Annotated in this window: 8 protein-coding genes; all 8 read right to left on the bottom strand. The window is 43.9% G+C overall.

Features of this window, described 5'->3' with window-relative positions; all coding sequences use genetic code 11:
* Positions 1 to 1,338: 1,338 nt before the first annotated feature.
* The 8 genes from tuf to ACFQ38_RS18425 all read right to left on the bottom strand — a co-directional run bounded on the left by tuf (position 1,339) and on the right by ACFQ38_RS18425 (position 14,884).
* A complete protein-coding gene (tuf, locus tag ACFQ38_RS18460) occupies positions 1,339 to 2,526 on the bottom strand; it encodes an elongation factor Tu (RefSeq protein WP_336823123.1) in 1,188 nt (395 codons plus the stop codon).
* 128 nt (positions 2,527 to 2,654) lie between these two features.
* On the bottom strand, positions 2,655 to 4,733 hold the full coding sequence (fusA, locus tag ACFQ38_RS18455; RefSeq protein WP_336823124.1) for an elongation factor G: 2,079 nt from the start codon (positions 4,731 to 4,733) through the stop codon (positions 2,655 to 2,657).
* 240 nt (positions 4,734 to 4,973) lie between these two features.
* Entirely contained in the window at positions 4,974 to 5,444 is a 471-nt protein-coding gene (gene rpsG / locus ACFQ38_RS18450; protein WP_207959161.1) for a 30S ribosomal protein S7, read from the bottom strand.
* Between the two features lie 35 nt (positions 5,445 to 5,479).
* Positions 5,480 to 5,902, bottom strand: coding sequence for a 30S ribosomal protein S12 (gene rpsL / locus ACFQ38_RS18445; RefSeq protein WP_336823125.1), 423 nt, complete (start codon positions 5,900 to 5,902; stop codon positions 5,480 to 5,482).
* Between the two features lie 104 nt (positions 5,903 to 6,006).
* On the bottom strand, positions 6,007 to 6,255 hold the full coding sequence (locus tag ACFQ38_RS18440; protein WP_336823126.1) for a 50S ribosomal protein L7ae-like protein: 249 nt from the start codon (positions 6,253 to 6,255) through the stop codon (positions 6,007 to 6,009).
* A gap of 133 nt (positions 6,256 to 6,388) precedes the next feature.
* A complete protein-coding gene (rpoC, locus tag ACFQ38_RS18435) occupies positions 6,389 to 9,985 on the bottom strand; it encodes a DNA-directed RNA polymerase subunit beta' (protein WP_336823127.1) in 3,597 nt (1,198 codons plus the stop codon).
* Between the two features lie 538 nt (positions 9,986 to 10,523).
* Positions 10,524 to 14,066 carry a DNA-directed RNA polymerase subunit beta gene (rpoB, locus tag ACFQ38_RS18430; RefSeq protein ID WP_336823128.1) on the bottom strand — a complete coding sequence of 1,181 codons (3,543 nt, stop codon included), beginning with the start codon at positions 14,064 to 14,066 and terminating at the stop codon, positions 10,524 to 10,526.
* 215 nt (positions 14,067 to 14,281) lie between these two features.
* The gene (locus ACFQ38_RS18425) at positions 14,282 to 14,884 is read right to left on the bottom strand and encodes a class I SAM-dependent methyltransferase (RefSeq protein WP_336823129.1); all 603 of its coding nucleotides are present in this window, start codon (positions 14,882 to 14,884) and stop codon (positions 14,282 to 14,284) included.
* Positions 14,885 to 14,910: the final 26 nt, after the last annotated feature.

Genomic DNA, 14,910 nt, shown 5'->3' with positions numbered 1-14,910 from the left:
TCAACTCCGAGCAGCAAATTGGCGGCATTTACCTATGCCTATTAATCGATTTTCATTAAACTACACCGTTTATTTAAACCGCCAATTAAAATTTCAAGAAGGTTCTTTCTGAATTTTTTCTTATGATTGTTGCGGAGCGTCTATAGATGAAGAATTTCAAATTTTAAAGGATAAGATTGTTTGGTTTATCCCAAGAATTAATCCTATAAACAACTCGCGCACCTCTCCCCGCTTTACTGTTTATAAGATGGACTATTTATTTTCATTACGAATGTATATGAGGAGAAAACTTTCTGAATAGAAGAGCGTGCAAACTTATGAATAATCAGGAGAATGTTGCTACCCTAGTCATTCACTGGCTGCCGCCTTAATGGAGGTGGAACGCTGGTGCTTATATAATAGAAGGAAGAGCATTTACTTATAAATCGTTAACTCATTAACAAGGGTTGAATAACGAGTAAAGTGATAATGTTGCTCATAAAGGAAAATCAATGCTAATCAATCATGAAAGGACGCATAAACACTAATCAAGAACGCATAAATGATGGTTGCGTACTCATCAAGCGAAAAAAGAACGCATATGTACTCATTATGGACTCATAAATTGTTAGTAAAACGCATAAAACGGAGATAAGACGCATAAGTTAATCGATAATAGAGGAAAGAAAGCAGAAGCACTGATCAGAGGCTCTTTGATTGTAAGAGAAACAATGATAAAACGCATAAATAAATGATGGTTGCGTACTTATTAAGCGATAGAAGATACAGAGGTATTGTTATGCCACTCATAATTGGGTTAATGAAACAGATCCCGTGCCAATAAGGAATAAAGGTAAGGGCGCAATGTTTATAGATGGATAGAAAATGCTTTGATTACACACACTTTCAATCATAAACGGCTTGGAAAGTTGCGTATAAGCGAACAGTGAATCAATCACTTAAATGCACTGACCATTTATATTAGAACTTATCACTGCATATCAACTATTCAATGCTTATCCGCCGCCCTACAAGCATAAAAGCTGTTTTCTACAACGCTTATCGTAAGCTTGCTTAAGCATCCCGTGATTTTGTAGATTTATGGTGTTGGTAGACAAATAAATACCGTCAACTGTATTTCTACAATTTAATCTGAATGTTTATGCATTTTGACCAGCAATTATGCGTTTATAGATGCTTTTATGCGTTTTTGACACTTTTATGCGTTTTGACCAGCGGTTATTCGTCATTCGATGTATTTTTACGTCCATTACATTCGTATCCTGCGTTTACGTTTAATAAAAAATCCCGCCTATACCATAGACGGGATTTTTGTGTGCGCACAAGTTATATTGCTAATTATTTTTCGATTGTTGCTACTACGCCAGCGCCAACAGTACGGCCGCCTTCACGGATTGAGAATTTAGTACCTTCTTCAATCGCGATCGGAGCAATCAATTCTACAGTCATTTCAACGTTGTCGCCAGGCATAACCATTTCTACGCCTTCTGGAAGAGTGATGATTCCAGTTACGTCAGTTGTACGGAAGTAGAACTGTGGGCGATAGTTAGAGAAGAATGGAGTGTGACGTCCACCTTCTTCTTTTGAAAGAACATAAACTTCTGATTTGAATTTAGTGTGTGGTGTGATTGTACCTGGTTTAGCAAGTACTTGACCACGTTCGATGTCTTCACGTGAAACACCACGAAGAAGTGCACCGATGTTGTCGCCAGCTTCAGCATAGTCAAGAAGCTTACGGAACATTTCTACACCTGTAACAGTTGTAGATTTTGGTTCTTCAGACAAACCGATGATGTCAACAACGTCACCGACTTTAACTTGGCCACGCTCAACACGGCCAGTTGCTACTGTACCACGACCAGTGATAGAGAATACGTCCTCAACTGGCATCATGAATGGTTTTTCAGTGTCGCGTTCTGGAGTTGGAATGTATTCGTCAACAGCGTTCATAAGCTCAACGATTTTTTCTTCCCACTCAGCTTCACCTTCAAGCGCTTTAAGAGCAGAACCTTTAATCACTGGGATATCATCGCCAGGGAATTCGTACTCAGAAAGAAGGTCACGGATTTCCATTTCAACAAGCTCTAGAAGCTCTTCGTCGTCAACCATGTCACATTTGTTCATGAATACAACTAGGTAAGGAACACCTACTTGACGAGAAAGAAGGATGTGCTCACGAGTTTGTGGCATTGGGCCATCAGCTGCGGAAACAACCAAAATTCCGCCGTCCATTTGAGCAGCACCTGTGATCATGTTTTTAACATAGTCAGCGTGACCTGGGCAGTCAACGTGTGCGTAGTGGCGTTTTTCAGTTTCGTACTCGATGTGAGAAGTACTGATTGTAATACCACGCTCTTTTTCTTCTGGAGCGTTATCTACGTCAGCGTATGATTTCGCTTCTCCACCCATTCTTTTTGAAAGAACTGTTGCGATTGCAGCAGTCAAAGTTGTTTTACCATGGTCAACGTGACCGATTGTACCAACGTTAGCATGCTCCTTGGAGCGGTCGAATTTTTCTTTAGCCATTTTGGAATTCCTCCTTAAAAATATGAATGTGTTTGATTTTTTTATAGCTATGGAAGCTGGAGAAATGAATTCCCTCCAACTATCCATATCTTACAAGTAATTATCTTTAGAAACAAGTCGAAACTAGCTTATTCGCCTTTATTTTTCTTGATAACTTCTTCAGCGATTGATTTCGGTACATCTTCATAGTGATCGAATACCATCGAGAATACTCCGCGACCTTGTGTATTCGAGCGAAGTGAAGTTGCGTAGCCGAACATTTCAGCAAGTGGTACCATTGCACGAACAACTTGTGCGTTACCACGTGCATCCATACCTTCAACGCGACCACGGCGTGATGTAATATCACCCATGATGTCTCCCATGTACTCTTCTGGAATAATGACTTCAACTTTCATCATTGGTTCAAGAAGAACTGGGTTACATTTTGATGCGGCATTTTTAAGTGCCATAGATGCTGCAATTTTAAACGCCATCTCATTGGAGTCAACGTCATGGTAAGAACCGTCGAATAGACGAGCTTTAATGTCGATCAATGGATAGCCTGCCAATACCCCGTTGTCAAGAGCATCGCGAAGACCTGCTTCAACGGATGGAATGTATTCACGAGGAACGACACCACCGACGATTGCATTTTGGAATTCGAAGCCTTTTCCTTCTTCGTTTGGAGAGAATTCGATCCAAACGTGACCGTATTGACCACGTCCACCAGACTGGCGTACGAACTTACCTTCAACTTCCGCAGCGCTACGGAATGTTTCACGATAAGATACTTGTGGTGCTCCAACATTCGCTTCTACTTTAAACTCACGTTTCAAGCGGTCAACGATAATGTCAAGGTGAAGCTCACCCATACCTGCGATGATAACTTCTCCTGTTTCTTGGTCTGTATGAGCGCGGAATGTAGGGTCTTCTTCTTGAAGCTTCGCAAGAGCAGTACCCATTTTGTCTTGGTCGCCTTTTGTTTTCGGTTCGATCGCAACCGAGATAACAGGCTCAGGGAATTCCATAGACTCAAGGATGATCGGTGCTTTGTCGTCACAAAGCGTGTCACCTGTTCCAGTATCTTTCAGACCAACTGCTGCAGCAATTTCACCAGAGTGAACTTCAGCAATTTCTTCACGGCTGTTCGCGTGCATTTGTAGGATACGGCCTACACGCTCACGTTTGCCTTTTGTAGAGTTTTGTACATAAGAACCTGATTCAAGTACACCTGAGTAAACTCGGAAGAATGTAAGTTTACCAACATAAGGGTCAGTCATAACTTTGAATGCAAGAGCAGAGAATGGCTCTTCATCGCTTGCATGACGTTCTTCTTCTTCTTCAGTATCAGGATTGATACCAGTCATTGCAGGGATGTCAAGTGGTGATGGCAAGTAGTCAACTACTGCATCAAGAACCAATTGAACCCCTTTGTTTTTAAACGCAGTACCGCAAACTACTGGGTAGAATTCTACCGCAAGTGTCGCTTTACGGATTGCAGTTTTGATTTCCTCAATTGAAAGTTCTTCTCCACCGAGGTATTTTTCCATGAGGTCTTCATCGAAATCAACGACAGCTTCGATTAATTTCTCACGGTATTCTTCAGCTTGCGCTTTATATTCTTCAGGAATTTCCTCAACAGTTGTATCTGTTCCAAGGTCATTACCGTACATAGTAGCTTTCATCTCAACCAAGTCGATGATTCCGCTGAAGTTATCTTCGGAACCGATCGGCAATTGAATCGGATGAGCATTCGCTTGTAGACGGTCATGAAGCGTGCCTACAGAATAAAGGAAATCCGCACCTGTCTTGTCCATCTTATTGACGAATACAATACGAGGTACGCCATAAGTAGTCGCTTGACGCCAAACTGTTTCAGTTTGAGGTTCAACACCTGACTGTGCATCAAGAACTGTTACAGCCCCATCAAGAACACGCAGGGAACGTTCAACCTCAACTGTGAAGTCCACGTGTCCTGGTGTATCGATGATGTTTACACGATGGCCTTTCCATGAAGCTGTTGTTGCAGCGGAAGTGATCGTGATACCACGCTCTTGCTCCTGCTCCATCCAGTCCATTTGGGAAGCACCTTCGTGAGTTTCTCCAATCTTATGGATCTTACCTGTGTAAAAAAGGATCCGCTCAGTCGTCGTTGTTTTACCAGCGTCGATATGAGCCATGATACCAATGTTACGAGTATTCTCTAAGGAGAACTCTCTAGCCATTTTGTATATCTCCTTCCGTTTCGGATTAAGGTGTCAATCAATCACGCCTCGGCGTGATTGTGTCAGGATTTTTTTGAACAAGCTCGAAAACCTTCCCTTAAAAATCCTTGACATCCGCCGGAGGCTTTTATCTTTGTTCAGCTGAATCTCAACACCCGCTAAGCAGTATACAAAATTACATGCATCTCGATACCTTTAGAGGCGGCAACCTTCTGCTGAATAAAGATAAACCGTCCGATCTTACCAGCGGTAGTGAGCGAATGCTTTGTTCGCTTCTGCCATTTTGTGCATTTCCTCACGACGTTTAACGGATGCACCTGTGTTGTTAGAAGCGTCAAGAATTTCGTTCGCAAGACGTTCTTCCATCGTTTTTTCACCGCGAGTGCGTGAGTAGTTTACAAGGTAGCGCAGACCAAGTGTTGTACGGCGCTCTGGACGTACTTCGACCGGAACTTGATAGTTCGCACCGCCGACACGGCGAGCACGCACTTCAAGTACAGGCATTACATTGTTCAATGCAGCTTCAAATACTTCGATTGGATCTTTACCAGAACGTTCTTTAACAAGCTCGAACGCACCATAGAGGATTTTTTGTGATGTACCTTTTTTACCGTCTACCATCATTTTGTTGATAAGACGAGTGACAAGCTTCGAATTGTAAATTGGATCCGGTAATACGTCGCGTTTTGCAACAGGACCTTTACGAGGCATATTGTTTTCCTCCTTTCGAAATGATCATTTCGTTATTAGTTTTTCTTTTCTTTAGGTTTCTTAGCACCGTATTGTGAACGGCTTTGCATACGGCCAGTAACACCAGCAGTATCAAGCGCGCCACGAACGATGTGGTAACGAACACCCGGTAAGTCTTTAACACGTCCTCCACGGATTAGAACAACGCTGTGTTCTTGAAGGTTGTGGCCTTCACCAGGAATATATGCGTTAACTTCCAAAGTGTTAGTCAAACGTACACGCGCATATTTACGAAGAGCCGAGTTCGGTTTCTTCGGAGTCATTGTACCCACACGAGTACAAACACCTCTTTTTTGTGGCGAGTTGACGTTTGTCATCGACTTTTTGAAGCTGTTATAACTTTTTCCGAGTGCTGGTGCCTTGGAAGTGTCCGATTTCGATTTACGAGGTTTACGGACCAATTGGTTAATTGTAGGCATCGGATTTTCCTCCTTTCACTGTGCTTTTCATAAGACCACACATCCAGGTGGTTCATTTTTGGGGTAAAAACAAAGTCTTTGTGTTTTCATTAACACAAAAACCATCAATCAGTAATTGCAACTGTTGCTGCACCGACTTGTATGCCGCATGCCCGACCTAATTTTTCTCTTGAATCGACATAAACTATGGGAATATTATGCGTCTTAGCTTCTTCGATAACCGAAGAGACAAGCCTTTGTTCCGCATCCTCCGCAATGACGACTTTCTGTACGATACCAGCTCGTATTGCTTTTACTGTTTGCTTTGTACCGATGATCGTATCTTTTGCCTGCTCGACTTTATCATAAGACATGATGATATCCTCCAAAGTACAGACATTCAACTATCAACCTTTTGTATATTACCACTTGCGTAGAAAACTGTCAACAGATAATCGAAAAATGGGGGAGAAATTTTACTCCCCCATTTCCCTGACTATATGTCGTTTATTCTGCACCGACTGCTGAAGCTTCTTCCTCTTCACGTTCCATTTCGATATGGCGGTAACGCTGCATACCTGTTCCAGCTGGAACTAACTTCCCGATAATGACGTTTTCTTTCAGACCTAATAATTCGTCTGTTTTGCCTTTGATGGCTGCGTCAGTTAGGACACGAGTCGTTTCTTGGAATGAAGCTGCAGATAGGAATGATTCAGTTTCAAGCGATGCTTTCGTAATACCGAGTATAACCGGACGTGAAGTCGCAGGAACCTTGCCCTCTTTCAATACAGTTTCATTCGCTTCTGAGAATTGGTGAATATCGAGCAGGGATCCTGGTAGAAGATCTGTGTCTCCCGCTTCGATGACACGGACTTTACGAAGCATTTGGCGAACCATAACTTCGACGTGTTTATCACCGATTTCTACACCTTGCATACGGTATACTTTTTGAACTTCTTTCAGTAAGTATTCTTGAACCGTAGCAACGTCTTTAACGATAATCAATTCTTTCGGGTCTACCGAACCTTCTGTAATATTGTCTCCACGATCAATTTCATCGCCAACTTGAACTTTTAGGCGAGCATTGTATGGTGCCAAATATTTTCGAGTTTCGACTTCGCCTTGAATTGTAATTTCTTTTTGCCCTTCTCGAATTTCATCGATGTCGGACACAGTACCTTTAATTTCGGAGATGACTGCCTGACCTTTCGGATTACGCGCTTCGAAAATCTCTTGAATACGCGGAAGACCGGAAGTGATATCGTCTCCTGCAACACCGCCGGTATGGAATGTACGCATCGTCAGCTGTGTACCTGGTTCACCGATTGATTGAGCGGCGATAATACCGACTGCTTCGCCAACTTCAACCGCTTCTCCAGTAGCCAAGTTGATGCCGTAGCATTTTTTACATACGCCGTGTTTTGTATTACATGTAAACGCCGAGCGGATCGTCGCTTTTTCGATTCCCGCATCAACGACTGCCCGAGCTAAATCAGCAGTAATTAAAGCATCTTTCTCAACGATGACTTCCTTCGTTTCTGGATGACGAATCGTCTTCTTCGCATGGCGTCCTTCAATTCGCTCTTCCAATGTTTCGATGATTTCAGAGCCTTCCGTAAGCGCCGTAATTTCAAGGCCGCGATCTGTTCCACAATCATCTTCACGAACGATGACATCTTGTGCAACGTCAACGAGACGGCGTGTCAAGTAACCTGAGTCGGCAGTTTTCAGAGCTGTATCCGCGAGACCTTTACGAGCACCGTGAGTGGAGATGAAATATTCCAATACGGTTAACCCTTCACGGAACGATGATTTGATCGGCAACTCAATAATACGTCCAGCCGGGTTGGCCATCAATCCACGCATCCCTGCTAACTGTGTAAAGTTAGACGCATTACCCCGGGCTCCGGAATCACTCATCATATAGATCGGGTTCGTATTTTCCAAGGAATCCATCAGTTTGTCTTGAATGATATCTTTCGCATTACTCCAATAAGAAATGACACGATCATAACGCTCTTCTTCCGTAATTAAACCACGACGGAATTGTTGCGTAACCTTATCAACTTTATCTTGAGCCTCTTGAAGAATCTCATCTTTGTTCGGAAGAACGACAATGTCGGAAATTCCGACTGTAATGCCCGCTCTTGTCGAATATTTGAAGCCAAGATTTTTCATGCGGTCCAGCATTTTGGAAGTTTCCGTAATGTGGAATCTCTTAAAGATTTCCGCGATAATATTACCAAGAATTTTCTTCTTGAACGGAAGTACCAATTCGGCTTGCTCAAGATGTTCTTTAATATTTACTGTACCTTCAACGAAGTATTTATCTGGCGTTTCCATTTGTAAGTTATGATCTGTCGGTTCGTTAATGTACGGGAATGTTTCCGGCAAGATTTCATTGAAAATAAGTTTACCGACTGTCGTTAAGAGCAATTTACGGTTTTGCTCTTCCGTAAATGTCGGGTTGTTCAATGAGCCTGCTTGAATCGCGATGCGGGAATGCAAGTGGACATGCCCGTTCTGATACGCGATCAACGCTTCGTTCATATCGCTGAATACCGTACCTTCACCGATAGCGCCTTTGCGTTCCAATGTGAGATAGTAGTTACCTAAAACCATATCTTGAGAAGGCGTAACAACCGGCTTACCATCTTTCGGGTTCAAGATGTTTTGTGCTGCAAGCATTAACAGACGTGCTTCCGCTTGCGCTTCTGCTGATAAAGGAACGTGAACCGCCATTTGGTCACCGTCAAAGTCGGCATTGTAAGCCGTACATACTAACGGGTGAAGCTGGATGGCGCGGCCTTCTACCAACATCGGCTCGAAAGCTTGGATCCCTAATCTGTGAAGCGTAGGAGCGCGGTTCAATAGAACAGGATGTTCTTTTATGACATCTTCAAGGACGTCCCATACTTCCGAATGAAGTCTTTCAATTTTCCGCTTAGCACTTTTAATGTTATGCGCAAGTCCGCGCTCAACAAGCTCTTTCATGACGAAAGGCTTGAAAAGCTCAATTGCCATTTCTTTCGGCAACCCACATTGATACATTTTCAAATTCGGTCCTACGACGATTACCGAACGACCTGAATAGTCGACCCGTTTACCCAATAAGTTTTGACGGAAACGACCTTGTTTCCCTTTCAACATATGGGAGAGGGATTTTAACGGGCGGTTACCCGGTCCTGTTACTGGGCGTCCACGTCTGCCATTGTCAACAAGAGCATCTACCGCTTCTTGAAGCATACGCTTCTCGTTTTGAACGATAATTCCCGGCGCTCCAAGATCAAGCAGTCTTTTCAGACGGTTGTTCCGGTTAATCACTCTACGGTAAAGGTCATTCAAGTCAGATGTTGCAAAACGACCGCCGTCCAATTGAACCATGGGACGCAATTCAGGAGGGATGACAGGTAGTACTTCAAGTACCATCCACTCAGGACGGTTGCCTGAATTCCGGAAAGACTCGACAACTTCCAAGCGTCTGATCGCACGAGTACGACGTTGTCCTTGAACAGTTTTCAGCTCTTCCTTCAATGCTTCTGTTTCCTTATCCAAATCGATTGCCATTAAAAGCTGTTCGATTGCTTCAGCGCCCATTAGCGCTTGAAATTTAGAGCCATACTTTTCACGGTAAAGTCGATATTCCTTTTCTGAAAGAAGTTGCTTTCTTTCCAAAGGCGTATCTGCCGGATCAATTACGACATAAGATGCAAAATAGATAATCTCTTCCAAGGCACGAGGCGTCATATCTAAAATGAGACCCATACGGCTCGGAATTCCTTTGAAATACCAAATATGTGTTACGGGAGCCGCCAATTCAATATGGCCCATTCGTTCCCGGCGGACTTTTTGACGCGTAACTTCTACTCCGCAACGGTCACAAACTACACCTTTGTAGCGAACTCGTTTGTACTTACCGCAATGGCACTCCCAGTCTTTAGTAGGTCCGAAGATCCGTTCACAGAACAGTCCATCCTTCTCCGGCTTCAATGTACGGTAGTTGATTGTTTCAGGCTTTTTCACTTCTCCATATGACCAAGAACGAATCTTATCCGGTGAAGCGAGTCCGATTTTCATATACTCAAAATTGTTTACATCTATCAAGGAGCCTACCTCCCTCTAATCTTATCTCCGCGATGGCTTCAATTTTATCGTTAAAAGAAGGGTCCCCAAGCCGAAACACGGGGTTGGGACCCTATTCAATTGCACAAGTCAATCATACGTATCTATTCAAAAATTACTGCTGCTATTTTTTTCGAGCTTCAAAAGGCTAAACGCCTATCGAGGCTAAGCGGTGTTCTTCGCTTTTGGTTCGTCCAGACTTCAAGGGGCAGCGACTAGGAAACTTCAATCCCCCTCCCTGCGATAAGTCAACATCGGATCGCTGCGCTTACCGTGTTTCCTTTATCTCGTACGAGGGATCTCCAGTTTCTACGTCGCTTAACGCCCCTTTCCGCTTTTGATTACGTCCAGACTCCGAACGCCAGCCTCTCGGGTCGTTTGGGCCTGCACGATGCAGGTCATGCAGTCGTTGTCACAGGACGCGACGATTTTAGACTGCCTTCCTTTCATAAGGCAGAGAGCGCCTTATGTTCAAGCCCTCCAACGCCTGTCGAGGCTAAGCGGCGTTCTTCGCTTTTGATTATACTGGTTGGTCTTCTGTCATTAGGTTTAGTGCGTCAGTTGGTTGCATGTCGTCGTCTTCGTCCAAGTCGCGCATTTCGATTTCCTCGAAATCCTCAGTGAGCATTTTCACATCCAAGCCTAAGCTTTGAAGTTCTTTGATTAATACTTTGAAGGATTCAGGAACGCCAGGTTGCGGTACACTTTGGCCTTTGACAATTGCTTCGTATGTTTTCACACGGCCGACTACGTCATCCGACTTCACTGTAAGAATTTCTTGCAATGTATAGGCAGCACCATACGCTTCAAGTGCCCAAACTTCCATCTCACCGAAACGCTGTCCTCCAAATTGAGCTTTACCACCCAACGGTTGTTGTGTAACGAGTGAGTAAGGACCTGTGGAACGCGCGTGCAATTTATCGTCAACCATGTGGGCAAGCTTGATAAGGTACATGACACCAACTGAAACTCGGTTGTCGAATGGTTCGCCAGTGCGTCCATCATAAAGAACCGTTTTACCGTCTCTATTCATGCCCGCTTCTTCCATTGTTTCCCACACATCTTCTTCGTTTGCACCATCGAAAACAGGGGTTGCCATATGGACACCTAAGTTGCGAGCAGCCATTCCTAAGTGCATTTCCAATACCTGTCCGATGTTCATCCGAGAAGGTACGCCTAATGGATTCAACATGACATCGATCGGTGTGCCATCCGGTAAGTAAGGCATATCCGCTTCAGGAAGTATGCGGGAGATAACCCCTTTGTTACCGTGACGCCCTGCCATCTTGTCCCCTACAGATATCTTTCTCTTCTGAACGATATACGCACGAACCAATTGGTTGACGCCAGGAGGCAATTCATCTCCATCTTCACGGTTAAATACTTTTACATCCAAGACGATACCGCCAGCACCGTGTGGTACACGTAAAGACGTATCCCGCACTTCGCGAGCTTTTTCACCGAAAATCGCATGCAATAGACGCTCTTCCGCAGTCAATTCAGTAACCCCTTTAGGTGTCACTTTGCCGACAAGGATGTCGCCATCTCTTACTTCAGCACCGATACGGATAATGCCTCGATCATCCAAGTTGCGAAGCGCTTCTTCACCGACGTTCGGAATGTCTCTCGTAATTTCTTCAGGCCCTAATTTTGTATCGCGGGCTTCGGATTCATATTCTTCAATATGAATAGAAGTGAAGACATCATCTTTCACAAGTCTTTCACTCATGATGATCGCGTCCTCATAGTTATAGCCATCCCATGTCATGAATGCAGTAAGGACATTTCGGCCCAATGCCAATTCACCATTGTCCATTGAAGGACCATCCGCAATAATATCACGCGGTTTTACACGATCTCCGACACGGACGATCGGACGTTGGTTGTAGCATGTTCCTTGGTTCGAACGAATAAAATTCTCAAGCTTGTAAACCGTCAAGTCGCCTTTCACTTCTTTGCCATCGACTGTTTCAATACGACGAATGCGAATTTCTTTCGCTTCAACATGCTCAACAATCCCATGGAATTTAGCTAAGACAGCAGCACCTGAGTCGCGTGCAGATACGTGTTCCATACCTGTACCGACGAACGGAGCTTCTGGGTTCAACAACGGCACCGCTTGACGTTGCATGTTCGCTCCCATCAATGCACGGTTGGAGTCGTCATTTTCAAGGAAAGGAATACAAGCTGTCGCCGCAGAAACTACCTGTTTAGGAGATACGTCCATGTAGTCGATCTGTTCGCGCTTAAATACTGTATTATCCCCTTGGAAACGCCCTACTACTTCAGGATTAACATAAGAGCCATCTTCGTTCAAAGGAGCGTTCGCTTGTGCAACGATATAGTTGTCTTCAATATCAGCTGTCAAATAATCAATTTGGTCTGTCACACGGTTCGTTTCAGGATCTACCTTCCGATAAGGCGTCTCGATGAAGCCAAACTTGTTGACGCGTGCAAATGTAGAGAGTGAATTGATTAGCCCGATGTTCGGACCTTCCGGTGTTTCGATTGGACACATACGCCCATAGTGGGAATAGTGAACATCTCGCACTTCCATCCCTGCTCGTTCCCTTGTCAAACCACCAGGCCCAAGGGCAGATAAACGACGTTTGTGCGTCAATTCTGCTAATGGGTTCGTCTGATCCATGAACTGGGATAGCTGGGAGCTTCCAAAGAATTCTTTGATCGAAGCGATAACCGGACGGATATTAATCAATTGTTGGGGAACAATCGATTGTGTATCGTTAATTGACATCCGCTCTTTTACAACACGTTCCATACGGGAAAGCCCGATACGGAATTGGTTTTGCAGTAATTCACCGACAGAGCGCAAACGACGATTACCCAAGTGGTCAATATCATCCGTGTTTCCAACGCCATGTAGCAAGTTGAAGAAATAGCTAATTGAAGCCACGATGTCAGCTGGTGTCACATGCTTGATAGCTTCGTCGATATTCGCATTGGATATGACATTAATTACTTGCTTCTCTTCGCTTTTCGGAGCATAAATTTTGACCGTTTGAATCGTAATATCCTCGTCCAAGACACCGCCCACATGGGAAATTTCCTGAACGCCTACTCCATTTTCAAAGTAAGGCAATAAACGATCCAAAGTTCTACGATCAATCAACTGATCCTTCTCAACAAGAATTTCTCCTGTCTCCGGATCAACCAACGTTTCAGCAACGATTTGGTTGAACAGACGGTTTTGAAGGTGAAGTTTTTTATTCATCTTATAACGGCCTACGTTTGCCAAATCATATCTTTTTGGGTCGAAGAAACGGGAGTATAAAAGGCTTTTCGCGCTATCCAAAGTAGGTGGCTCACCTGGACGCAGGCGCTCATAAATTTCAAGCAATGCTTTTTCCGAGTTTTCCGTGTTATCTTTTTCTAACGTATTGCGCAAATACTCGTTATCACCAATCAACTCAATAATTTCTTGGTCGCTCGAGAATCCAAGCGCGCGCAATAACACAGTAATTGGCAGCTTACGCGTACGGTCGATGCGCACATGCACAACATCTTTTGCATCCGTTTCGTATTCAAGCCAAGCACCACGGTTCGGTATTACAGTAGCAGCAAAGCCACGTTTACCGTTTTTATCTGTCTTATCGTTAAAATAGACGCTCGGGGAACGTACTAATTGGGATACGATTACCCTTTCCGCACCATTGATGATGAAAGTTCCGTTCTCAGTCATAAGCGGGAAGTCACCCATGAAAACGTCCTGCTCTTTCACTTCTTCAGTTTCCTTGTTGTGCAAGCGTACTTTCACCCGGAGTGGTGCTGCATACGTAACATCGCGCTCCTTCGATTCATCAACAGGGTATTTCGGCTCACCAAGTTGATAATCGATAAATTCCAAAGATAGATTCCCCGTAAAGTCTTGAATAGGGGAAATATCGCGGAACATTTCACGCAGACCTTCTTCCAAGAACCACTCATAAGATGCCGTCTGAATCTCAATCAAGTTCGGCAATTCAAGAACTTCATTGATTCGCGCAAAACTTCTGCGCTGACGGTGTTGACCATACTGAACTAAATGACCTGTCAACTCTTTCACCCCTCAAACAATATTAGTCCTTTGCGAAATCATAAAAATAGTGTATGATATCGAAAAAACAAAAAGAAAACGAGTTCCGGCAAGAGCTCATTTTCGGTTTCACAATCTTTTATCCATCGCCAGCATGCCCTAACAATTCAAAATTTATGCAAAAGGGCACACGACCGCATTATAATATTTGCATTTTCCAATGCTATCATACCATCAGCCTATAGTCAAGACTTTTTACTCTTTACTATAAAGTAGCCTTTCTTTTTTGCAACAGTTTCCACGTTGCCGAAAAGTTCCTCCAGCCGGTTCATCGTCGAAGGAGCACCTTGTTTCTTTTGAATGACGACCCACAGCTCTCCACCCTTTGCCAATTTCGAAAATGCACCTTCGTAAATGTTGAACACCGTCTCTTTTCCTGCCCGGATTGGCGGATTTGTTAAAACAGCGGCAAATCCATCTCTCGTTACAGCAGAAAGCGCATCGCTTGGATAAATTTCCACATTTTCTGCGCCATTTCTTTCGGCATTACGTTTTGCTAACGATAACGCTCTTTCGTTCACATCTACCATATGGACATTCCGATTCGGAAAAGAAACGGCGATCGATAACCCGATCGGGCCATATCCGCAGCCGACATCTAATAACGGACCATCGACATCAGGCAAGCAAAAAGATTCCGCTAGAAGACGAGAGCCAAAGTCAACATCACCTTTACTAAATACGCCTGCGTCTGTTTCGAAATGAAACTGCTTATTTCGGATCGTCGCACTCCACTCTTTCGGATCGCTCTTTACCGAGGGGTTTTTCGAGTAGTAATGTTCAGACATAATCATTCTCCTTCCTCACCGAAAGG

Origin of the sequence: Sporosarcina contaminans (genome assembly GCF_042679045.1) — a bacterium.
Classification (GTDB): domain Bacteria; phylum Bacillota; class Bacilli; order Bacillales_A; family Planococcaceae; genus Sporosarcina; species Sporosarcina contaminans.
The sequence above is the reverse complement of the archived record's forward strand: the minus strand, read 5'-3'. Positions and strand labels throughout refer to the sequence as shown.

Coding starts and splice junctions, on each gene's coding strand:
- rpsG (WP_207959161.1), bottom strand. CDS start 5,444: ATGCCTCGTAAAGGTCCTGTTGCAAAACGCGACGTATTACCGGATCCA.
- fusA (WP_336823124.1), bottom strand. CDS start 4,733: ATGGCTAGAGAGTTCTCCTTAGAGAATACTCGTAACATTGGTATCATG.
- ACFQ38_RS18425 (WP_336823129.1), bottom strand. CDS start 14,884: ATGTCTGAACATTACTACTCGAAAAACCCCTCGGTAAAGAGCGATCCG.
- ACFQ38_RS18440 (WP_336823126.1), bottom strand. CDS start 6,255: ATGTCTTATGATAAAGTCGAGCAGGCAAAAGATACGATCATCGGTACA.
- rpsL (WP_336823125.1), bottom strand. CDS start 5,902: ATGCCTACAATTAACCAATTGGTCCGTAAACCTCGTAAATCGAAATCG.
- tuf (WP_336823123.1), bottom strand. CDS start 2,526: ATGGCTAAAGAAAAATTCGACCGCTCCAAGGAGCATGCTAACGTTGGT.